The sequence below is a fragment of the Amycolatopsis sp. NPDC004079 genome (assembly GCF_040610415.1).
GTDB lineage: Bacteria > Actinomycetota > Actinomycetes > Mycobacteriales > Pseudonocardiaceae > Amycolatopsis > Amycolatopsis halotolerans.
In genome coordinates, this window is sequence record NZ_JBEXMH010000020.1 from 45,928 (window position 1) to 68,229 (window position 22,302).

Here is a 22,302-nt window from a genome sequence, read left to right on the forward strand (position 1 = left end):
GATCAAGGAGGCGTGCCGCGCGAGGACGATCTTGTCCAGGGCGGCCATGGGGTGGATGACCAGGGGTTCTCGCGGCTGTCGGCAACGAGGAGGGCTTGGTCGCCGGTGCGCAGGCGGCAGGGGCGTCGCAGCAGCAGCGGGAGGACGACTTTGCGTTTCAGATCGAGGACGAACAGGCCGTGCCGGTCGGGGCGGAGCACGACGGAGGTTTCGACGACGGTGGCGGCGAGCCGGACCGAGGTCCGCCACCGGAGCCGGGCAAGGACCGTGGTCACGGACAGCCATCCGGAGGCGTCGAGGCGGGACAGCGCGTACGCCAACTCCGTCTGCCGAGCGGGAGACGGGAGAGTGGGCAGGGGAGCCGTCCGGCATCCGGTGCCAAGGAGGAGAGAGGCCCGACAGGCCAGGTTCGGGGGGTGAGCGGCGGGGCGACGGAGGCCATGCTGACCACCGCCCGGACGTCCTGAGCAGGGTGTTCAATGAGGAAAGCCGACCACCCTCATACTGGGTGATCGGCTGCTGCGAGACTTGGGTAAATCTCACCAGTTGTGGTGTCCGAGGGGGGACTTGAACCCCCACGTCCGTTAAGGACACTAGCACCTCAAGCTAGCGCGTCTGCCATTCCGCCACTCGGACTTGCTGATGAAGAGAGTATACGACGGTCGGACCCCCATTTTCAGGGGGGTCCGAAACATCAGCAAGACCTCGCATGATATTCTCATATGTTATCGACATTTGGATTCAACTCTGCATATCCGCAGGTCCTCGAGATCTGGTACGCAGCCAAACTCTGCCAAGCCCCTCCAGAAGACCACGAGAACTCCTGCCTTACCGGGCATCTTCTGGCCAGCAGATCATTCGGAGGAACCTTCGTTGCTGACGCCTCCCGCCCCGCTCGACCGAGCAACATTCCAGACGTTGGCTGCCCACTGCGAGCATGCACAGCACCTTCGAAAACTCAGCTTCCAAGCGAGCTGCTCCCGGCACGTCCCGGAGGCGTACGGGCGTGAAGTCTCTCCCCACCCGGCGCGACCAGCAAGGCATCGCATCGGGAGCCCAGACCGCCTGACCAGGCCTGAAGGACGTAGGTATCCGACGCGCCGCGGCACACCCGCCATACGCGCCGAGAAAAGTGCAATGACGCGCTAATCTCGGCGCTGAGGCGGAGCGCGGAGGAATAGGTGTCGGAGGATTGGGCGGCGGTCGCGAAGGCGATCGACATGCGCGTGCACGAACTCGGCTGGCGGCAGCGAGAGCTTGCCGAGAGGTCGCACGTGTCTCAAGCGATCGTGCGCGAGCTGCAGCACCACACAGTCGAGCGCCGACGGAGCGCGCGCACGCTCGAAGCACTGTCCATCACGCTCGGCTGGCACCCGCAGCATCTGCAGGCCGTGCTGCAGAACCGCACGCCGCCGCACCCCGACGAGCCAGCCGACGATGGGGGCGAACTCTCGACTCGTCTCGACGCGCTCGAACAGCGCCTGGACGAGATCTTCGACCGGCTGGACGACGTTCAGACCAGTCTGGCGACCGTCGTCGACCACGTGCAGAAGAAGCGCTGACGGCTTGCGCGCTGGGCTGATGAACTAGGTGATTTCCATACCCCGAATTTAAGGCCGAAACGGCGACCGTTCCCATGCACCAGCAGTGCATAAGCAGTGCACGACTAATGCAGCTTCGAATTCGGAATGCGCGCGCCGATGAATCCGGCCGACGAATGGACTGGCCGCACCGCATCAGCACTGCAAGCCGCTCTCCGAATGAGCAACGAGGGTTTCGCCGCGCACCTCGGCATCGGCGTCCGCACGGTCGCGTCGTGGCACCAGAAGCCGGACCTGCGCCCACGGTCGGAGATGCAACAGGTGCTCGACCGCGCATACGAACAAGTCGGTAACGCCGAGCGCGCCCGCTTCGCCGAGCTGACCGGCACCGGCCCGGCTCCGGCAAAAGCGTCATCGCGCTCGAACTGCTGGGAGAGCTTTACCGCAACGGGCACAGTGCGATCGACGCAACCGGGTCCAAGTCCTTCACCACCACCCTGCGCAAAACTGCGGGCAAGGGCACCACACGGGTCCAGAAACTGTTCCAGTACTTCAACAGTTTCGCCCAAGCCAGCCGCAACGGGCTCGACGTCCTCATCTGCGACGAGGCCCACCGCATCCGCGAAACCTCCAACAACCGCTACACCCCAGCCGCGAAACGCAGCGCCAAGCCACAGGTCGAAGAACTCATCGACGCCGCCCGCATGCTCGTCTTCCTCCACGACGAACACCAAGTCGTCCGCCCCGGAGAACTCGGCTCCTACGCCGAAATCGCCGCCAAAGCGAACGAAAAAGGCTTTACCGTCCGTCTGATCGACCTCAACGGCCAATTGCGCTGCGGCGGCAGCCGCGCCTACGAACAATGGGTCCTGAACCTGCTGGGCCTGAGCGACAGTGCCGCAGCCTCCTGGCAAGGCAACGACCGCTTCGACGTCGAGGTCGCCGACAGCCCCGCCGACCTCGAAACGCGGCTCGCCGCGAAACTGGCCGACGGATACGGCGCACGCATGCCCGCCGGTTTCTGCTGGAAATGGAGCGACGCCGACCCCCACGACGGCCTGGCCGACGACGTCGTCATCGGCGACTGGCAACGCCCCTGGAACGTCAAGGGCGACCGCGGAATCAACGGCGCACCCCCCTCCCAGCTCTGGGCCACCGACCCCGCCGGATTCGGCCAGGTCGGCTGCATCTACACCGCCCAAGGCTTCGAATACGACTGGAACGGCGTCATCTTCGGCCCCGACCTCGTCTCGCGCACCGACCACTGGATCGCCGACCCCGCAGCCAGCAAAGACACCGTCGTCGCCCGCGCCGAACCCGGCGAGTTCGACCAGCTGATCAAGCACACCTACAAGGTCCTGCTCACCCACGGCATGCGCGGCACCATCCGGTACTCCGCTGACCCCGAAACCCAGGCCAAGTTCCGCGAGTTGGTCCACGCCTGAGTCTCCGATGACCCTCGCGAACCCGACACGCGCAGGTCATCGGCAGCCACCAACCCGGCATGCGCAGCCATAAGGAAGCCCATGTGGGCTTGGTTCGTCGGCGGCTACGCGGTGCTCATCGCAGTGCTCATCGCGTATTCGGCACATGTCGCCATCTCATGTCACAACAAACAACGACGAGCGGACGCGTTCAAGGTTCTCAAGCTCCTCTGGGTTCCGATGGGCAGCGGCGGCCTCGTGGCCCTTGCACTCCGCCTGCACGGAGCGGGAGTTCTTCCTTGACCGGCGTACATACCCGCTCACCAGGCTCAAGAATCGGCCAGCTCCGAAATCTGGCTTCGCATACCGGAACCCACTGCCGAAAAGTACGAGCTGCCGGTTCAGGTGACGTAATCCTTCGGCCACACGCCTGTGGTCACGTCATCCCGGCGCTGGCACGCAGGAGACGAAGGCCAGGCTAAACGGGTGATTCTGTCTGCGTTCAGGGCGTGACCGGTTATCGTGATCTTTCGTGCCAGAAAATGACACACACCGCGGGTTTCGTGCTCTTGTCCCCGACCGCACCTGGTCAACGCTGCGCGACCTCGGGCTTCCCAGGACGTTCAGCAAGGGCGAGCCCATCTTCGTACGCGGTGCACCCGCGACCTCGGTTCTCATGCTCACGTCCGGGCGGGTCGAAGTAGGGTGCCACACCGAGGAGGGCGACTATCGCCTCATCGCCCTGCGCGGTGCCGGTGATGTAATCGGAGAAGTGGCCTCCGAGATCGGAGGGATCCGCACGGCGGACGTCTTCGCATTGGAACCTTGTGCGGCTTTCTCGGTTCCGTCCGGAACCTTTGAGCGAGTGCTCGTGGGCGACGGCGTCCACCGGGAAGTTGGGAGGTACGTCGCAGCCAAGCTGCAGCGGGCGGGTCATGACTCGGTGGACATGTTGAGCCTGCCTCCGTTGCGACGAATCGCGAAGCTGATGGTCCAGCTGGCCGAACTGGCCGACCCGGACCACGACCCCCGTCGGATTCCGCTGTCGCAGACGAGGCTCGGACAAGTCCTCGGGATGTCCCGCAGCCTCGTGGCCGACCTAGTTGGCCAGCTTCGCGAGGAGGGCGTTCTCAGCGTGGATCGCACGCTGACTGTCGCGCGGTTCGACAGGCTCCGTCGACACGCATATCCCACTCGGGTGTGACTCAGCTCACTTTTCATCGTCTTCTAGTGGACATCGCCGAGCGAGCCCTCAGGCCACAGTGCTCTCCATGACCGCAAACACTGACTCGCCAGCCCATGAACTGCCTCCCTACCACGCGGTGCTCTCGGTGGATGTCAAGAACTTCAGCGGCGTCACCCCCGCCGACCACCGGGCGCTGACCGAACTGATTCCGACCATCCTCGAGCGTGCGTTTGAACGCGCGGGCCAGACCACGGTCTGGGAAGACCGCCGGTTCCCAGCCGGTCGTGGCGACGGATTCGTCGTCGGCTTCCCCCCGGAGAGCCTGCCGATCGTCGTGGGGCCGTTTCTCGACGCGCTGCAAGACGAACTGGCCTATCACCACCGCATGCGCCTCGGACGGAACAGCGAGCCGACGCGCCTGCGAGCGAGCATCGCGGTCGGTCCCCTCTCCGATTCCGGGGATGCTCGCCTCGGGGACGGCTCGGGCGCGGCCATGGTCGAAACGCACCGGCTCCTGGACTGCGGACCGGTTCGCGACCTGCTCGAGAGTTCCGACCCCGAAGTAACTTTCGTCGCCGCAGTACTCTCCGCTCGCGTCTACGAGGACGTCGTGCTCTCCGGCTACGCCGCGAAAGCGCCGGGCGAGTTCGTCCGTGTGCCGGTCTCCGTCAAGAGCTATGTGGGCGACGCTTACCTCCACGTGCCGAAACCGTCAGGCGAATTGCTGTCCCGAGGAATCACCACACCTGACGATCCGGTTCACGACAACCCGGCTCCGCCGGAAGAAGCCCCCGAAGCCGAAGGCTCCGTTGCCAACATGATCACCCGCACCGTACGCGGAAATGCGATCCAAATGCGGGATCGGTACCAATGGACCGACAAGTCCCGGCACTCGCACCAGAACGCCGTCGGCGACGGAAACGTCATCACCGGCGGCAGCGTACGCGGCGGTGTCCGGCAGAACGTCCGCAAAAACGGAGAGGCGGACTCATGACCACGACGGACAGCCTGGCAGTCGAGGGAGACGGCAACCTAGTCGTACGCGGCAGCATCGGCGGCGACGCTTCAGTCAACGTTCAGAAACAAACGATTCATCTCCTCGGCGACGGCACCGGGTACCGAGACCTGATCATTCGCGACGAGATCGATCCTCACCACGTCGCCTGGCTCAAAGACCGCTTCGCCGAGCCAGACAGGTTCGATGAGATCGTGGGCTCGTTGCGAGACAACAAGGTTCTCTTCCTCCACGGCCGTCCGCACAGCGGCCGGTGGACGACTGGCATCTGTGCTCTCAAAGCCGTGGCCGGCGCTGAAACGCCGACGATCAACGTCATCGACTTCGACGAAGGAACTCAGCTCGAGTTGCGCCGCGTCGCGCCGGAAGCGCACGTCCTGCTAGACCTGACCAAGGTCGACAACGAAGTGCTCGACAACGCTGAAGACGAGATCAGGAGCTTCCTCGGCACCATCGCGACCGAGAAAGCCCATCTCGTCGTCCTTCTGCCCGAACCATTGCCGCTCGGACTGCAGCCGGTCTATCAGGGGCGGACCGAATTGCTGGCAGAGCCGACCGCCCAAGACGTGCTGCGCGCCCACTTGCGCACTACCGATGTCCCGACAGAGGAGGTGCTGTCCAAACAGGAAGTCACCGAGACGCTGGCATCAGCCCATCCCGCCGATGCTGCCCGGCTGGCCGACCTCATCACGTACGAGCACCGCGTCGCGGAAAAAGGACCCACGGTCGACGCCGTGGTCGGCCAGGCGGTGCTCGCCTACGGCAATTGGTCGGTCGAGCTGATCTCCCTCTACGACAAAGAGGAGGACCGGAACCGGCGCAGCTTGATGCTCACCGTCGCCATGCTCGGCGGCTGCTCGACTGAAACCCAATACTGGGCGGAACGCGAACTGATCACCACCGCCGGCTACGCGCCTCCCACCGGGAATCTCTTGGAGGGCCGAGGCTTCGCCGGGCGGCTGACTGAACTCAAAGGCATCCGAGCCGACGACGACCGCGCGCGATTCGAACGCCTCGACTACGACCGTTCAGTCCTCCGGCACGTATGGCGCGGATATCCCGAACTCCGCGAAAAGCTGGTGAGCTGGGTGACCAAGCTCGGCCTTGGGCAACGGCCGCGGCTGGACGACGACGCCGCGGCTGGCATGGTGAACCGCTTCCTCGAGCTGTGTGCGTCGCAGGATGCTGCCAATTACATCACCCAGGTGGCGGAAAGCTGGGCCAATTCCGGAAAGCCAGCGCACGCCCGCATGGCCGCCACCCTGGCCACGGCGGGTGCGCTTGACAAGCGCAGTGCCGCGGCAGTGCAACGCCAGCTGAATCGGTGGGCCGGCAAAACCGATCTTCCTCCCGCGCTTGCCGGCCTTGTGTTGGCAGTGTGCCGGTCCGAGTTCGGGCGCAGGTATACGGACAAGGCACTGACCCGGCTGGGCAATCTCGCCATGCACCAGAGCCGGCGGATCAGCGACGACGTTCTCGCGGCCGTGCTCGATCTCGTCCGCCGTAACGGCGCGTTCCCACAGGCGTTGGCCAAACTCGACGAGTGGTTGCGCAGCGGAAAGGAACGACAGCGAGCCGTCGCGGTACGGATCCTGTGCGAGCTGCTCGCCACCGATGCCAACGAGTTCGTCGGGGCGCATCAGCCCGCACTGGTCCGGGTTTGGCGCGCTTTGCTGGCCTTGGAGGACTCCGCCCTCGTCCAAGAGGCGATCGGGTCCTGGCTGGACTTGGCGACCGGTTCGGACCAGCAAGCCTGCCTGCTCGGCGTCCTGGGCGAAGCCTCGGCGACCTCCGACGCGCCGGTCCTGCGGATCGGCACCGTGCGCATGGCTGCCGACGCGTGGCTCGGGTTCGTCCCTCGCTACTGGGAGAACCACGACCGCACGGACGCCCGTCTCGCGGTACACCAGGCATTGGCAGAGGAGCTGTTGCCCAGGCACCCGTTCACCTCACAGCCCATGCGGGACGGGGATTCCTGAGAATGCGAAGGCAGCGCCGTACAGCGCCGGTCGGGTCCGCACCTGACGACCCCGACCGGCACGCCGCGTTCACGGGCACGATTCCCAGCAAGCTGACCGGCTTCGACTTCGAGGTGTGCTGCACGGTGGCCTGGAACGGATCGCCCGCCTGGAGCGGCGAAGCCTGCGACAAAGTCGCGAGCCGTGCCACCAGCCTGTTGCGCGGCTACTCCCCTGTCCACGCTGACCTTGCCGGAACCCGGCTGGCGGCAGACCTCGCCGCAGGCATCCCGCTTTTCGACAATCCCCCAGCCCGCGTGTGCGCGCGGAATGTCGTCGTCACCGTCGACCCGGATCAACTCGAACTGGCGCAGCAACGCGCGCTACACCTTCGGGAGCGAGAAGTCGCTGCTGCGAAGCACGAGGTCGAACGCGCAGAACTTGAGTACCTGAAGGAAACCGTCTTCAAGGACACAGCATCGGCAGCGCTTTGGTGGCTGCATCGCAACGACTACGACGTCGCCAAGCTGAGCACGGTAGTCCAGAATCTGAACGACACGGTAAAAATCGTCACTGGCGGAGACGATCCAGGGCCGGCGGACTTGCTGATCACCGCTCTCGACGCTCTGGCACCGGATCTCGACCAACGCGAGCGGTACGAAATCCACCACCAGCTAGTACGTAGCCTGTCCTCCATGCACAGGAATGAACAAGCGAACTCCTTGCTTTACCGAATCAGAGATGACACCACCGAGAGCCTGCCAGCTCACTGACAGGGAGAGCTGCGTGCGAATCCGCATACATCTCCCTCAGCGAAACACCGCTGGCAAGCCCCACCGGAAAATACAGTCGGATATATTGGCACCCTTGCCGCCGCGAGGAGGATAAAGCGATGATCGAAGTCGCCGAACTGGTCGTGACCGCGCTGACCGCAGGTGCCGCAGTCGGCGCAAAAGACACCGCGAGCGTCGCGATCAAGGACGCTTACGCAGGCTTGAAGGCACTAACTGTCAAGGCACTACGCGGCTCACGGAACGTGGAGACGTCAGCTGCGGCGCTTGACGCACCGGAAGACCACCGTGCGGAGTTGGTGGCGGCGCTGAGCGCCGCGGATGCCGGACATGGTCTCGAGTTGGCCCGTGCGGCGCGAGAGCTGCTGCGACTGGTCGGCCCGCCCACCGCGGGGACGGGCAAGTACGTTGTCAATGTGCACGACAACAAGGGCGTTCAGATCGGCGACGGCAACACCATGACAATCACCTTTCGCGACTGACAGGATCGTCAGCAAGCGCCGCCCTCGGCCCGGCGAGTCAGGCTTGCGCCACTGAAACACCTGCCCCGCACAAGAACATCAAAAGCTGTCTCTCGACAAGGTCATGCGACTGCGGCCCGTGCAGGCGGCCGTCGGCGTGCGGGTGCAAGCCGACCAGGCTAATCTGGCGCGGCTCTCCAGGCCAGGAATCGACGTCTACGTCCTCCGGAACCGGAATCTCCTCATACTCTTCGGCCATCTCGACGAGCAACTCGAATTCCTGCTTGCCATCGCGCAGCCGTACTTGGCGGGTGACCGGATCATAATCCACAAGCAGGCAAGTCCGCTTGTGGCGCACTAGAATCTCCTCCATTCCGCCTTCCCACTCCGACCGCCCCAGATCCTCCCAACCCATGCGAGATAGAAAGTTCCGCGCACAGTCGAGAACAGTCTCGGCCTCGTCGACGAACACGCTGCCGGTGCCGTAGAGCCGCCGGTAGTCGTCCCACACCCGACCGGAATCGCCGATCGCGAGATCGGCGGTTTGGCCGGCCGTGACGACGGGGAGCAAGTCACCGTCCAGTTCCATCGACGCTGGTTCTCCACAGCCCCCTCGGTGACACCAGTACTCGCCGGGACACGCGAAGCCGAGCCGATGCACAATGCCGATTGCGTCGTCGGAGGCGGACGACCGCGTGATGCACAGCAAGTAACTGTGCAGGGGCAGCGGTGCCCCGCTCAGGCCCTCAACGCCGTTGAAGCCACCGCCGTAGACGTACACCAGCAGACCGCTCTCCCCCAGTGTCGCCCACCCGGCCACGGCCGCCTGAGCAGTCGCCAAGAACGGACCCATGTCGCCGGAATCCCATCCATCCAGCCGCCATCTCCTGCTGTACCGCCAATCGCCCGCGGCAGCCAAGGCCTCTGCGGCAAGTTCCATCCCGTCTGGCGAGTTGTCCTCTATCGCGACGCCCCCGATCGTCGCTACCGTCGCGAGCAGCTCGGCCGCCACACCGGGATCTTCCGACGCGCGCCGACGGTGCTGAGGGTCGCGGGGCCACCAGCACAAGTCTTCCGGAACCAACGCCTCGTTCGCCAAGTCGTCGATCAGCACGTCGCCGCTTGGCGCTTCGCCGCCGCCCACGCCAAGCAAGGAGTGCAGAACGAGTTCCAATTCGCCCACGCCGCCCGGCATCCTCTCGCACTCAGGGCGTCCCTCGTAACAGTCGAGCACCTCGACAGCGACCTCATCGAGTTCCGGGAAGCTCGTCACCACGTCAGTTCGCAGAGCCCAGTCGTCCTCCTCCGTCGAACTGGCGGCCGGTGCCGGCACCGCTGCCGACCCGTCCGGATGGACCCTGGGCACCCACGCCGGCCGGTTCTCCTGCCGTCGCTTGACCCCGTCCAGATGCGACAACAACTCGCTCTTCGACGGCCGAGATCGGGAAAACACGACCTCCGCCGGCCGCACCAGCTCCTCCAGCTCGCTTCTGGTCAGCCGTTCAGGCTCCTGCGGAATGTCGATGAACACCTCAGGTTTGACCAACGGCTTGATCAGCGCTTCGACCGCGGCAGAGAAGCGAACCCTGAAATCGCCTCGAGTCGCATCAAAGGCAGCTTTCGCCGCATTGACGTCCGCCTCGGCACCGATCAGCGCCTCCAACGCCGCCAACCAAGCCTCGTTTTCGGCCACCGGACCGGATACGACGGCCAAGATCTGCTTGTCCACGAAGTTGACCGTGTTGTGGTCGCCGATAAGCACGCCCTTGTTGCCGCGGACGTCGAAGTACAACGGCCCGCGGGACTCGGCAGGTGGCTCGACCATGGCTGATCGGCTAGCCGTTCGCGCTGATAACGAACGACACAGCGATCGCAGTCTCAGGGGCGACGATCAGCGACTTCATTGGCCAACCGCACGGAGGTCGGCCATCGTCCGCTCGCTCGATCGTCTCGGCCGCAGTTGAACCGCCAGCACACCTCTGCACGCCGCAAGTATAAAGACCGCGTCCCCGCGATCAGTCAGCACTGACTTCGCTTCAGAGCCCCGCCGCTCCATCCGACGGTTCCAGCAACGGCCATCCCACACACCAGAACCGAAGGTTGAGTGCGACGGCCGCGCCAGGCCGCTCTGAGAAGGCCTACGCGGTCAGGGTCAGCCAGGCCGGTCCACCGGTTGATCGGCTCGATACGCGGCAACGGCGGCCCGCGGAACCTGCGGACCGCAACGACGGCGCTCGGCGCACGAAGGCGGCTCGACCCGCGTCCGGCTGGCTGAGTCCGGGCAAGAGCGTGGCAGTTCGTAACGTTCCGAGGGAATAGTCCGATCTGCTCGTGACTGATCAAAACTTCACGAGCAGGAGGGCCTAGTGGGCTTGTTCAGGCGGCTGTTCAGCCGGCGGAGTACAAGCCGTCCCGTTCCGACGGCGCACGCGACCCCGTTCAGCCCTCAGGCACCGCGCCACCGGTCGAGCCCGGCTGTGCCGCGGTCTCCACTCAAGCTGTTCACGCCCGGATATCTCTCGCGGCACCCGCACGGTGCCTCGCCGGAACACCTGACCTTCGCCGCGCTCGACCTGGAAACCACCGGTCTCGATCCGCTCCGCCAACGGATCTGCGAGATCGGCGTCGTTCGGTTCCGTGCTGACGGCACCGTGCTCGACGAGTACTCAACGCTCGTCCATCCTCGACGCGGCATCACCCACGATGCGGCCGAATGCAACAACCTCACGCTCGCCGAGCTCGACGGAGCCCCCGTCTTCGGCGAGGTCTATCCGGACTTGCTGCGGATGCTGCAGGGCACTGTTGTCGTGGCGCACAACCTCGTGTTCGAGGACAAGTTCTTGGCCGCCGAGATCGGCCGGCTCGGCGCGGCCCCGCCTCAGTTGACAGGCGTGTGCAGCATGGTCGCTTGCAGAGCACAACTCGACGGCCCTAGCTACAAGCTCCAGTCGCTGTACCGGACTGTCGCAGGCAGATGGATCGATGGCGCACACACAGCGCTCGGCGACGCCCGCGCGCTGGCCGCTCTGGTTCCGTGGCTGGCAGGCAACTGCCCCGGCGGCCTGCGCTACCGCGGCCCGGATCCTGTGCCCGCACCGCCGCGTTCGGACCGGCCGGCCCGGATCTTTCCGCGTGCGGAACGGCTCCACCGCACCGAGTTCGGCTACCTCGGCGCACTCGCCCAGCGATTTCCCCGCACCGCCGAGGATCACCCGGTCGGCGAAGAAGCAGCCGCAAACTACGCCGACGCGCTCGACGATGTCCTGCGCGATCACCAAATCACCGGGGACGAAGCCTGGCGGCTTGAACATCTAGCCCGGCATGCGGGTCTGTCTCAGCAGGCGCTTACCATCGCGCACCGCGCTGCCTGGGACCGCGCCGTCCGTGAACTGCCGCTCGACGACCCCGCACTGCTGACCGTCGCCCAACGTCGAAAGCTCCGCAGCCTCGCACACGACATCGGCCATCCGGAACTCGCGGAATGTCTCGAGATTCCACCTGAAGACGACGTGCCGCGCCACCTGCGGAGCTGGCGGGTCGGTCTCGACGGCCCGGACGGCACGACCTCGGATCTACGCACCCTCGTAGAGAGCAATAGCGGCTCGATCGCCAAACGTCTCACCAAGACAGTCCGTTTCATCGCGGCACACGACCCTTCCGCGGCCACGCCCCAGCTCCTCAAGGCTCACGAACTGGGGATCCCCGTAGTCACCATTGACGACGGGACCAAGCGGGTCGCCGACGCCATCTCAGCGGCAGCAGCCGAGGCTGCTCGACTTCAGCACGAACAAGCGCAATGGGCTCAGCGTCGAGCACAGCTCGAAGCCGCCGACGAAGCCTACTTCCGCCACCGATGGCGGCCGCAGGAGACGCCTCCGGTCTGGACTTAACGCCTCGCAACCCCACCCGTTCGAGAGCCAGACCCAACCGGCACGTGGCATGCGCTCTCTGCCATCGCAGCCCACCCCGCTAACCACTAGCTTCTGCTCGGCGAATTCGGGGGTCGCCGAGATGTTCGGCTCCGACGGCCGAGGCCCCCGGGAGGAGCAGCCCCAGGGGTTCTTGACGGCTCGCCACCGGCCCTCGGTGAACCCAGGGCGACCGTGTCACGGTTCAAGCAGTTGCAGCAGTCAAACGAGTGGCGCATAAACGCAATCCGCCGCCTTAGCCAGAAACGCCCAGAATTGTCACGTTTGAGAGGCGGCGTGTTGTCAGGCCACCACGACTTTGATGTGGATGCCGAGCGTCTGGAGGTAGAAGGCGAGGCGATGCTGCCGCAGCGGGTACTGCTGCCGAGGTGCGCGGCCCGCAGGTTCGTGCGGGCCGCCTTTCATCTGTCCGCTGGCTGCTCGGTGAGATCCCAGACTTTCCAGGTGTCATCGTCGAGGCCCCATCGTTGGAATTCGATCTCGACCCGTCGGCCGGGGCGTAGTGGATAGCGCCCTGACTCGCCGAAGTCGGGATCAGCAAGAACCCCGGTGATCTGGTCACCGTCAGCGAGGCGGAATTCAGCTCTCAGCTCCTTGCCGTCTTCGGTGAGGGTTGCGGGAGTGAGGGCGACTGCGGCGAGCGTGAAGTCGATCGTGCCGACGCACCGACCGCAGCAGCATGATACCTCTTCGATTCGGATCCCGGTGCCTTCGGCGACGTGGCGTGCCACGGTGAACGGGATTCCGCGAAAGTATTCCCTGCCGGACGTATGATGGCCGAGCGTTTCGAGCTGTCGGAGCAGGCGATCTTCGGCGGCGACGGCGTTCTGTACGGGCGTGGACCACTGGTTAGTGATGGTCAGACCGAACCGAGATGCATCGCGCGCGTGGTCCGCGTGGCGGGCAGCGGCATCGGAGGTGCGGCCTACTTTGATCACGCCGTTGTCGAACTGGATCACGTACAAGTGACCCGGTGCAGAATCCAAGGTGCGTTGCTTGGTGCGGTGTCGGGCTGCTCGCGCTGCTGAGGTGCTCACGGACGTCAACGCTAGCGGACCGGTCCGACAAAACTCGCGGGCAAGACCAAGGCGACGACGCGAGGAGCCGGGGCGCACGACGGTTCCGGGCGTATCAGACCGATGCCTCTAGTAATCCTCAACGCCGCGTTCGCGCCGTGCTCCTGTTCGGCTCGACTGACGTCGAGCCGAACGTCCGCGCATCGACATGACAGGACATCCGGATCCGGCGCGCAACAGGCAGCGTGAACCGAACAACCACGCCGTCCACGCCAGCCAATGGTCAATCTCTCGCTGGCACCGCCACCTGTGAGCCCAGGATCGAACAGCCGCCCAATCCAAGTGTTGAGTGCCTAGACCACGGTGCTCTCACGCAGATTTACCGCCTTGGGATGGTCAGCCAACATCGCCGAACTTTGTTGACCCAGTGGAATTTATGACCCTGCAAGAATGAGCAAGCCGCATCCAAACGCTTTTGCGGGACCCAGGCCGCTGATCAGCTTTTGGCGAATAACTTCAGAATCACTAACACGCAGTCTACCCTCGAAAGTTGCGGTAGATATTACTACTTTCGAATTACTGTCGAAAGATCGAAACTTCCGCACTTCCCGGCCAATAATACGGACATCTTTATTCGACCCCTCGCCTTCCTCCAGGCCGAGCACCTCTGGCTTTGAGCGAATCTCAGGCACCTCAAACCCCCAGGAACTAGCGCGTTCTAAAAACCAATTTAGCTGATCTGGCGCATCACGGCGAGCGACCCGAAAACTACGCGTCCACCCCTCTTCCAATTTTTTCCGCTGAGTCTCAGAGAGTACATCTGGCCTAACCTTTGCCTGCACTGGATTTACAGTGACACGAAACCGGAATTCACGATCGTTGCTCACACGAGAAAGCATTGAACTATAGTCTCGAACGACAAGCTGATTTTCTTCACCAAGGGGCCACCCAACCTGTTGAACGAAATGATCCCAGTCGGGCCTGGTTCGAGTTAGTACAAGCAATGCAGGTTGATGCAGCCTAGTGCTATCTAAACGCCAAAGCACACGCTCACTCCTTGGACTCGCAGCAACTCCAGGAAGCAGCATGCTGCGCATTATGTGAGGATTCTGCATAGCTTGCCGGGTTACGAGACGTGAGGGGTTGAGAAGAATCCTGGACAAAAACGACGGATGCAAGTCAAGTGAGCGACCGGGACGCGATGGATGCATTTTAGCAAGCCGCCTCAGTGGAGCAAATGCAATTCCCTCCTCTGCCGCAGCTCGAATCTTATAGGCAAGCGCTTCCTCGATACTAGGCGCCTTTGACCGGGCAAGAAGTTTTATATCGTCACCGTCAAGCAGGATGACATTCAATGACTTTCCAGAAGCAAGGGAACTCATTACGTCCGGCGAGTATCCGCTCATACTGATGAATATTCCTATTGTTCCAATAAGTTTTCCATCCAGTTTTCCCTTGAATTGATATACAGATGAAGCGGCTACAGACTTGCTAAGCCACTTAGCCTCAAATAGCACCGGGCGTCCACGAAACAGGAAAGATCCGTCGATCTCTTCCCCTTTTGGACGGAAGCTAGTTCGAGGACTCATTTCAGCTTCAGCGAACATGTCGTGTATGACCTGTTCGAACACGCGCCCACGCTGTTGCGGGTCTATATCCTCGCGCTGCCACTGCATCTCATCAAGTTGCGCAAACCGCGTGCGCCAGTTAAGGCCGTATACCTGAGGATCCACGCTCGCACTCCCGGTAAATCTCAACCTGGAGTGTGATCATACACACCTGTTCGCCAGAAGCTCCGTGCGCGGGTAACGCCGCCTTCAGACGAGGGCTGCAGGACCTGGCCACGCGCGGTGTGTCCTTGGCGGCGTCTGAACTAGCAAGCTCGCGCAAGTGGATGACATCTTGTGAATCTAACGTATGGAGATGCGTGTGGTTTCGGTCTCGGCGCCCTGCTGCCAAATCAAGATCACCGTCACCAGTCCACAATAGCGAGAACTGTCGTCCGGGACGAAAACCTGGAACAGGGCGAGCAGCCGTCCTGGCACCGCAAATCTGAGCGACTTCATCTACAGCAGAGAAGGCGGTCCGTGACGCACACGCTGCGACAGGCTGCAGCCTTGGCAAGAACGCCAGCAGCGTGAAGCCCGTCGCCGGGTCAATGCTGTCCGCTTCCGGCGCGCATGATGACCTCTTCGACGGTCAGCGGGCTGCGGGGATGATGGCTAAGGGAGAGGGGAACACGCAGTTTGCGTGGCGCAGCGCCTTCAGCAGCCAGATAAAATTCCCCGCTGCTCAGCCGGGAGACGTCCGGCACGTCACCGCCCTTGGACTTCGCCATAGCCCGGGCCGCCTCGACCTGGGTCGGGCTGTTGAGCAAGCCGTAGAGTTGGGTCGCCGCGTTGCCGGGGATGCGGTTGTGCAGGCCTTTGGGCGCCTGGGTGGCGAAGACCAGGCCCAGTCCGTACTTGCGGGCTTGCGAGGCAAGAGCCAAGGTGCTCTGCGTGCAGGCGGTAACCTGCCCTGAGGGCACCAACGTTTGCGCTTCGTCCATGACCAGCAAGCCCAGCAATGGGCTCTCGCTGGCCGGGTGCTTCTTGATCCACGCGAACAGTGCCATCTGCAACTGGTTGGCAAAGCTCTGGCGTGCTTGCTCGGAGGGCAGCCCGATCAAGCTGATGACGGAGACCCTGGCGCGCTTGCCCGGAACCGGGGTCAGCAACAGGCCGGGGTCAACCGGGGCGCCGGAACCGCCGAACAGCGGGTCGTTGACCATCGTGGCGGTGAGCGCTTGCGCCAATCCCGCGCCGATCTTGTCCGCGTCGGCCAAGTCGATGATCCCGTCCGGCAGGTTGGCAAGCGTGTCGACAAGTCCCTGCAACCGAATGCCGCCGCGCCGACCATAGTGTTCGACAGCGCGACGCAGGACAGCCTGTCCCAAGTGCGTCTTGACGGCCCGCCCGGTCAGCATCGCACGCGGGGCGAGCGCGGCGACAGCTGCCTCCACGGCTTCGGAAAACTCGTCCGGGTCCTCAAGAACGGATCCGAAGTCGGGCAAAGGCTGGAAGCTCAGCGGACGACCGGCTTCCCGGCGGGGTGTCCACACCACGACGTCGGTGTGTTCCAGGTATTCGGCGGCCTTGTCCGCGTCGCCCTCACCCCATTGCGCCGGCGGCTCCGGCCAAGCGTCCCCGAGCCGCGCCAGATCGTTGTTCGGATCCAGCACGATCGAGGAGACGCCTCTCAGCGCGCACTCTTCGACCAGCCGGCGGATCAGCACCGTCTTGCCCGAACCGGATCCGGCGAAGATCGTGAGGTGTTTACGCAGTGCTTCGAGTTCAAGCTGGGCCGGCTGCTCGGTTTCGTAGTCGTGTCCCACGACCAAGGCTGGTTTGTCTCCGTCTCGCAGAGGCTCTAGTACATCCGATCCGTTCCGGGACGACGCAGCAGGCACCGAATCGCCCGTTCCCGCGTGCGGCGGTTCGGGTCCCGGACCGGCCGGAAGCCACGACTCGACGTCCGCCAGTGCCTCTTGCAACACTGTGATGTCCTTTGTGGGGTGCCGCGCGACCAGCCACTGCTGCGTCCCGATCGGGTCCTCGTCCAGCAATCTGCGCAGCGCCGTGAGGATCCGCAGATCCTCGTGATCCAGTGGCAGCGTTCGCCCGCCCCGCTTCGCGACTGCCCTGAGCTCTTGCTCGGTCTTGGCACCCGACCAGGGATCGTTCCGGAGCAGGAAGAGCTTCCGCTTGGTCACCAAGCGGTCCAGACCGGCAGCGCTGTCGGCACGGCGCAGTCGGTGGAGCGCCGCATTCCCGTGGTGCCGGGCGCTGATCGCGCGGAAGCACCAGTGCACCTCGTCTTCGGTGTTTTCGTCGATATTCAAGCGCAACCGGGCATGGAGGCCCGGCTTCGCGCTGGGCAGCGGGTCAACGCTGAACGCCGTCCCTCGCTCTCCCTGCTCCAGAATCCAAGCGGTGAGGCCGGCTGCCAGCAGCTTCGGTACCGCCGTGTCCTCGGTGTCGGCTTCCAGCGGTGTCGCGACGTCGGCGGCATCCTTCAACGCTTCGAACCTTGCGTCGTATGTCGCCAGCGTTTCAGAGTCCACAGTGGATACCGGCGCCTCGCCGGACGGCAGAACCACGCCGCTCGACGGATTACCGAGCTTGGTGAGCTCCGCTGCGGAATCCGACAGCAGGCAGCCGCGAATGTGCGCGTCGATGGCGACGAGCAGTTGCCGAGGCGTGAACTCGCCCGCGTCTGCGAATGCTCCGGGCTGAACCGGCCACGTGGGGTACGGCGGTTCGAAGCCCAACTGGTCGAAATAGACGCCGAAGCGCCGGGCGATGATCTCCCGCGCGACTGCCCGGCTTTTGATGGTCTTCAGCTGCGGCGCCTCCCGGAACCGGTCGCTCACGGTAGCCGTCGCCTTCGCTTTGACCAGAGCCCAGGTGGCAGGAATGCAAGCCACCACGGTCAACGTCCGACGAGTGCGCTCGCGGAGCGACATCAATCCGCCCGCTACCCCTTCGACGATCATCGCATGATGCCAGACAGGCGCGTCCGCTTCGGCTTGGTGCGCTTCGTCGGCCCCCAGTTCCGACCGCGCCAGCAGAATGTCGATCTGGTCGACTGCCACAACCGTCGGGCCAGTCAGAGCGAGGAGCCGGGAAAGCTCCTGGACGATCTCCTCGGCGCTACGCGCGGCCCGGCGCATTCCCCACGCCGCGCGTTCACCGGGTACCCCCTCGTCGTCGCACGCGAAGTAACTGTCAGCGATCCCCCGATTGGCCGCATCGACCGACGCGCTGAGCGCCAGGGCACGTAGCGTCTCCTGGCTGGTGCGAACGACGTACCCGTCGACCGCGGCAAGCCCTTCGACAAACGTGTCCAGCGCTTCCTTCGTCAGCACGCTCTCGCCCGTGAAGGCGCGGCGGACAGCGCGGGGAGCGCCCACCCGCGCCGACAGCCGCCGCATCAGGAGTGCGAGCTGGGATTCGCTGCCGGGTACAGGGCGGGCCAGGCCGTCCAGCATCGAAGCCAGCACGCTGAACCAGAAGTCCCGCGCGCTGAGCAGGCTGACCAAGAAAAAGTACCCGCCGCGGGCGTGCACTTGCTGGCGCAGCCAGCCGAGCAGATGGGTTTTGCCCGAGCCGCGCGATCCTTCGAGTACCAAGCCGATCGGGCTGGCGCCGTCGCTGGCAACCGCTTCGCCGAGGCCGCCGAGCACCACTTGGACAACCCCTTCGTGCAGTCCGTCCACATGGAACGGCAGGGGCTGCCACACATCGTCCGGCCCCGCCGCCCAGTTGAACCTGAGGGCTGCCAGAGCGGCTCGCTCCGCGTCGTCCATCACACCCCGATCGCCAGCAGGTGCTTGTCCTGACCACCCAAGTGAATCGCCGCCGCACGATCGGCATCGGTAAGCGCCTTCTGGTTGTCCTCGGGGGCGAGATTGACATCCGGTGCCCGGGCCAACCGACGCAGCGCCCCGTCCGCCTCCGCCCTCGGCACGTCCTCGAAGAACGGTCGCAACCGGGCCAGCGCGACCCAAGCTCGCGGGCCGGTCGCGAGCGCCGCATAGGCATTGCGGAGGCGCAGTTCCAAGCTGGAGCGCGGCTCGGGAGGGGCGATATCCGTGCGTGAAAACATCTCGGCAAGGTTGTGATACTCGGTACGGGGCAATACACGGTCCCGCAGATTGAGGTGAACCGCCGCCAGTGCGCCGCCGATCGCTCGGGCCTTCGGGCTGCTGACGTCTAAGTCTTCGTGAACCCGCATCCAGCCCTTGTCATCCAACTCGTGCACGTACGTCGGGCCCGATCGCTCACTGTGAACAAGCTGGAGTCGGTTGAGCTTCTCCCGGCGCTGCTTAACAACATCGATTCGATACCGCGACTTGAGTTCGGTATTGAGCATCGGGCGAGCCTCCGCCATCAGAACAATCAGTATCGCGCTGTCGGACGGGGTCAGATTGTCTTCGGCCACGCTGTGCCTTTCGCCGATTGACGTTGCGGTCATCGATCCGCTCCATGCCCGCCAGGGGTTCCGTCCGCAAGGAAGCCGAACTGTCGAATACGGCGGATCTCGCCGCGGTCAGCCGACTGCTTGGCGGTGAGCAACGCTAGGTAGCGCTCCGCAGCGTCTTGAGTACCCGCGTTCACCTCTGCCAACAGGGCCTTCCGGTCACCGGCGTCGAACAGCATCACGCTCAGCTCCGCGGCAGCGCCCTGATCGCCCGCCGCGACCCGCACCCGGAGCCCTTCCGCATCGTGTTTCCTCTGCCCTGGATCGACTTCGCGAAGCCGCTCCAGGTACAGGCCGGCAACCCGGTCACCGGCCCTCGCGCGACGATCGAGCTCCTCCTCGCGGCCTAGACTCGCCAACAGTTCGGCGAACCGGTCCGTGGCGAACGCAGTGCGGTCCGCCAGTTCGCGCAGCTCCCCCAAGCAACCACGATCGGCCAGCAACACAGCCAAATCTTCGGCCGCGACCGCGTCGCCGTCCGCGACGCGCCGCCGCAGAGCGTCCGCCCGGCCGCCGTCCGCGAGCAGCTCCACCAGCAGCTCTTCCGCGCCGGGATCTACCGCCGCCTCCCGCCGAAACTGCTCGGCACGCGCTTGAATCCGGACGAGGTCGGCGCGGAGAATCCGCCGCTGCTGGTCAACCGGGTCAGCCGCCAGCCATCCGTCCGCCGTCGCGATCGCCTCTCCCCACCGGTCTTGGCGACGCAACAATGCGATCAGCTGCGCCGTCGCGGCCCGGTCGCCAAGCTGGTGCAGTCGGCGGAGCGCCTGCTCCGCGTGCTGGTAGCGCATTCGGGCGAGGGCGGTTCCGGCCAGCCGGCGCAGGTCATCCGCATCCCGCGCGTGCGCGACGACCGCCGCCCACAAGCTCTCCGGCGGGCACACGGCGCGGCGGACTTTGCCGATATGCTGAGTGAGGTAGTCGGCGACCACGTAGCCTGTCGCTCTGCCCGCTTGCTCATGAGCAACCAAACTGAGCGCCGAAACCAAACCGTGCAGCGGGGTGGTGGCATAGGCCAGCGCACGGTCCAGCCACATGTCAACCGGGGCCGCCCGCTGCGCAGGCGTGAGGTAGTCCGCCAGCGCGTCGGCTAGCAGCTCCGATGAGAGCGGGCACAGGACGCCGAGACGGCGCGCGTCCGCCGCAGCCGAGACGACGGCTTTGCCGTACGGATCGGGTGCCTGTTCCCACGAAATCACCAGGTCGGGTGCCGCGGCGAGCACTTGGGTGACCCCGGCGTCGGACACCGCGAGGGCGGCTTTGATCCTGCTGTCGGCATTCGCCACCTTGACAGCGCGCCGCCGTTCGTTTCCCGAGAAGGTATCCGGCACGGGAATCAAATCGGCAAAATCGATCAAACGCCCCTCCGCGCCCACGTCGCCGTCGTCTGCCGAAAACCGTTTGAATCTGAAGTAAGAATTCGTCCACAGGGTTCCGACAACGATCATCCCGGTCGCGCGGACCAACGTCACCACGTGTTCCCTCAACAAAGGCGGATCGGCGCCCAAATAGCGCTGGAGGTCGTCCAGCCACAGCACCGTACGCTCCGTCTGCGCCTCGAGCAGGTCGTGGATCTCCTGAGTTTTCGCCGGCTGCACCAGCCACCAGCCGGGTACCACGATACGTACCGCCTCGGCGAGCGAACGGGTCTTGCCCTGAGCAGATCCTCCGACCAACACTACGAAACAACCGTTGTCGACCCCCGCTGACAGCAAATCGCGAAGTTGGTCGTCGAAGTCCCGCGGTACGTACGCGGGTAGATCGTCGCGCACGCCGTCAGGGGAAATCGCCGGATGGACCCCCAGATCACGCAGCGACGCCTCATCGACGCGGCGCGCGTTGACGGGTCCTTGACCCACCAACGCGTTGATCCTCTGCCAAGCGTCGATGACCTCGCCGCGTTCCCTCGCGGGTACCCGCCACGCGGTGAGCAGGCTCTCCAGCAAGTCCTTCTTCACCGGCCGCTTGCCGCTCAACGCGTCGCTGACAGTACTGGTCGGCAGATCCCGCAGCCGACCGTCGGCCGAGGGGAGCCTCTTGCCGACCTTCTGGAGGTCCCCCAAGGACATGCCGCTCCGCTGGTGGACGCTCTTGAGGTACAGCGCGAAGTCGGACCACGCCTGAACCGCTGACAGTTTGGAAGGGCCGCCGGACGTCAGTGTGATCACCTTCCGGAGGAGCCACCGGACTTTCCCGGACAGCCTACGAAGAATCGGGCGATGAGCGCTACGTTCGCTGGGCCGATCACTCGTTCGCCTCATCCGGCTTCATCCGCGAGCGACCGGATCCATCGACTGGATATTCGCGATCTTGATGAGCTGAGTCCCGACACCACCGAATCACACGGCGAGGAGGGACTCACGATGCGAAATCAGAAGGAAATCCGGGAAACTTCGATCCGCTCGGCACGAAAACTCAATATCCGGGAATTACGAGCGTTGCTCGGACGATGCGGCATGAGCGTGAGCGACTACGACATCGAATACGTTGCCGCACTGCACGGTGCCGATGGCCAGCCCGCCTACGGTGCCAGCCCGCACGACGGATGCGGTCGTCCGCTCCCCGGCAATCGAGGCCGCCCGCTCATTCTGCTGTCCGATTTGGCACTCGCCGACCTTGAGACCGCGGTGGTGACCATCTATCACGAGATTGCCCACCACCGGTCCTACCGCTCGGTGGGCCACGCCGGTACCGAAGCGGCAGCCGAGAGGTACGGCTGGCGGATGTACAGCGAGTTCGTACGGCAATCGGCCTAAGCGAGCCCGTTCAGGACACCGATGACAGCGATGACGCCGCCCAGGCGTCAAGTGCACACCTCGCTGAAGCTGTCGCGCTACTTCGGACGAGCGCGACAGCCAGGCTTGCCGGGCCCGGCACTTCCATTTACACGATCGACCAAGACACCAACCGACCGCCATTACCGAGAGGCACTCACAGCGCGATCGTTAACAGATCCC

17 protein-coding genes, 1 tRNA gene and 1 pseudogene are annotated in these 22,302 nt (G+C 64.5%); 10 read left to right on the forward strand and 9 right to left on the reverse strand.

Annotation, left to right across the window (positions count from 1 at the left end):
* Positions 1–2: 2 nt before the first annotated feature.
* Positions 3–320 carry a hypothetical protein gene (locus tag ABZX37_RS21725; protein ID WP_354742119.1) on the reverse strand — a complete coding sequence of 106 codons (318 nt, stop codon included), beginning with the start codon at positions 318–320 and terminating at the stop codon, positions 3–5.
* A 229-nt stretch (positions 321–549) separates the two neighbouring features.
* Positions 550–636, reverse strand: a tRNA-Leu gene (locus ABZX37_RS21730).
* A gap of 545 nt (positions 637–1,181) precedes the next feature.
* Here ABZX37_RS21730 and ABZX37_RS21735 point away from each other — a divergent pair.
* The 8 genes and pseudogenes from ABZX37_RS21735 to ABZX37_RS21770 all read left to right on the forward strand — a co-directional run bounded on the left by ABZX37_RS21735 (position 1,182) and on the right by ABZX37_RS21770 (position 8,397).
* On the forward strand, positions 1,182–1,562 hold the full coding sequence (locus tag ABZX37_RS21735; RefSeq protein WP_354742121.1) for an XRE family transcriptional regulator: 381 nt from the start codon (positions 1,182–1,184) through the stop codon (positions 1,560–1,562).
* A 407-nt stretch (positions 1,563–1,969) separates the two neighbouring features.
* The gene (locus ABZX37_RS21740; RefSeq protein WP_354742273.1) at positions 1,970–2,986 is read left to right on the forward strand and encodes a DNA/RNA helicase domain-containing protein; all 1,017 of its coding nucleotides are present in this window, start codon (positions 1,970–1,972) and stop codon (positions 2,984–2,986) included.
* Between the two features lie 511 nt (positions 2,987–3,497).
* A pseudogene (locus tag ABZX37_RS21745) lies at positions 3,498–3,824 on the forward strand (cyclic nucleotide-binding domain-containing protein); the annotation flags it as partial.
* A gap of 108 nt (positions 3,825–3,932) precedes the next feature.
* On the forward strand, positions 3,933–4,169 hold the full coding sequence (locus ABZX37_RS21750; RefSeq protein ID WP_354742275.1) for a helix-turn-helix domain-containing protein: 237 nt from the start codon (positions 3,933–3,935) through the stop codon (positions 4,167–4,169).
* A 67-nt stretch (positions 4,170–4,236) separates the two neighbouring features.
* On the forward strand, positions 4,237–5,145 hold the full coding sequence (locus ABZX37_RS21755) for a hypothetical protein (RefSeq protein ID WP_354742123.1): 909 nt from the start codon (positions 4,237–4,239) through the stop codon (positions 5,143–5,145).
* A complete protein-coding gene (locus ABZX37_RS21760; RefSeq protein ID WP_354742125.1) occupies positions 5,142–7,145 on the forward strand; it encodes a hypothetical protein in 2,004 nt (667 codons plus the stop codon). Before ABZX37_RS21755 ends, ABZX37_RS21760 begins: the two co-directional genes overlap by 4 nt.
* A gap of 2 nt (positions 7,146–7,147) precedes the next feature.
* Positions 7,148–7,897 (forward strand): hypothetical protein, encoded by a 750-nt coding sequence (locus tag ABZX37_RS21765; RefSeq protein ID WP_354742127.1) that lies wholly within the window; start codon positions 7,148–7,150, stop codon positions 7,895–7,897.
* Positions 7,898–8,016: 119 nt separating this feature from the next.
* Positions 8,017–8,397 (forward strand): RIP homotypic interaction motif-containing protein, encoded by a 381-nt coding sequence (locus ABZX37_RS21770; protein ID WP_354742129.1) that lies wholly within the window; start codon positions 8,017–8,019, stop codon positions 8,395–8,397.
* Between the two features lie 37 nt (positions 8,398–8,434).
* Here ABZX37_RS21770 and ABZX37_RS21775 read toward each other — a convergent pair whose 3' ends face one another.
* Positions 8,435–10,201, reverse strand: coding sequence for a hypothetical protein (locus ABZX37_RS21775; protein ID WP_354742131.1), 1,767 nt, complete (start codon positions 10,199–10,201; stop codon positions 8,435–8,437).
* A gap of 652 nt (positions 10,202–10,853) precedes the next feature.
* On the opposite strand from ABZX37_RS21775, the gene ABZX37_RS21780 reads away from it, so the two are divergent.
* Complete coding sequence (locus tag ABZX37_RS21780; RefSeq protein WP_354742133.1) at positions 10,854–12,266, forward strand: exonuclease domain-containing protein; 1,413 nt, start codon at positions 10,854–10,856, stop codon at positions 12,264–12,266.
* A 321-nt stretch (positions 12,267–12,587) separates the two neighbouring features.
* On the opposite strand, the gene ABZX37_RS21785 is transcribed toward ABZX37_RS21780, so the two are convergent.
* The 6 genes from ABZX37_RS21785 to ABZX37_RS21810 all read right to left on the reverse strand — a co-directional run bounded on the left by ABZX37_RS21785 (position 12,588) and on the right by ABZX37_RS21810 (position 21,513).
* On the reverse strand, positions 12,588–12,710 hold the full coding sequence (locus ABZX37_RS21785) for a hypothetical protein (protein ID WP_354742135.1): 123 nt from the start codon (positions 12,708–12,710) through the stop codon (positions 12,588–12,590).
* The gene (locus ABZX37_RS21790) at positions 12,707–13,264 is read right to left on the reverse strand and encodes a GIY-YIG nuclease family protein (RefSeq protein ID WP_354742137.1); all 558 of its coding nucleotides are present in this window, start codon (positions 13,262–13,264) and stop codon (positions 12,707–12,709) included. The genes ABZX37_RS21785 and ABZX37_RS21790 overlap by 4 nt, the downstream gene beginning before the upstream one ends.
* A gap of 491 nt (positions 13,265–13,755) precedes the next feature.
* Positions 13,756–14,997, reverse strand: coding sequence for a type I-E CRISPR-associated protein Cas6/Cse3/CasE (gene cas6e / locus ABZX37_RS21795; protein WP_354742139.1), 1,242 nt, complete (start codon positions 14,995–14,997; stop codon positions 13,756–13,758).
* A 479-nt stretch (positions 14,998–15,476) separates the two neighbouring features.
* Positions 15,477–18,671 (reverse strand): DUF87 domain-containing protein, encoded by a 3,195-nt coding sequence (locus ABZX37_RS21800; RefSeq protein WP_354742141.1) that lies wholly within the window; start codon positions 18,669–18,671, stop codon positions 15,477–15,479.
* Positions 18,671–19,339, reverse strand: coding sequence for a hypothetical protein (locus tag ABZX37_RS21805; RefSeq protein WP_354742143.1), 669 nt, complete (start codon positions 19,337–19,339; stop codon positions 18,671–18,673). Before ABZX37_RS21805 ends, ABZX37_RS21800 begins: the two co-directional genes overlap by 1 nt.
* Positions 19,336–21,513, reverse strand: a complete 2,178-nt coding sequence (locus ABZX37_RS21810; protein ID WP_354742145.1) for a hypothetical protein — start codon at positions 21,511–21,513, stop codon at positions 19,336–19,338. The genes ABZX37_RS21805 and ABZX37_RS21810 overlap by 4 nt, the downstream gene beginning before the upstream one ends.
* A gap of 51 nt (positions 21,514–21,564) precedes the next feature.
* On the opposite strand from ABZX37_RS21810, the gene ABZX37_RS21815 reads away from it, so the two are divergent.
* Positions 21,565–22,101 carry a hypothetical protein gene (locus ABZX37_RS21815; RefSeq protein ID WP_354742147.1) on the forward strand — a complete coding sequence of 179 codons (537 nt, stop codon included), beginning with the start codon at positions 21,565–21,567 and terminating at the stop codon, positions 22,099–22,101.
* Positions 22,102–22,302 lie beyond the last annotated feature (201 nt).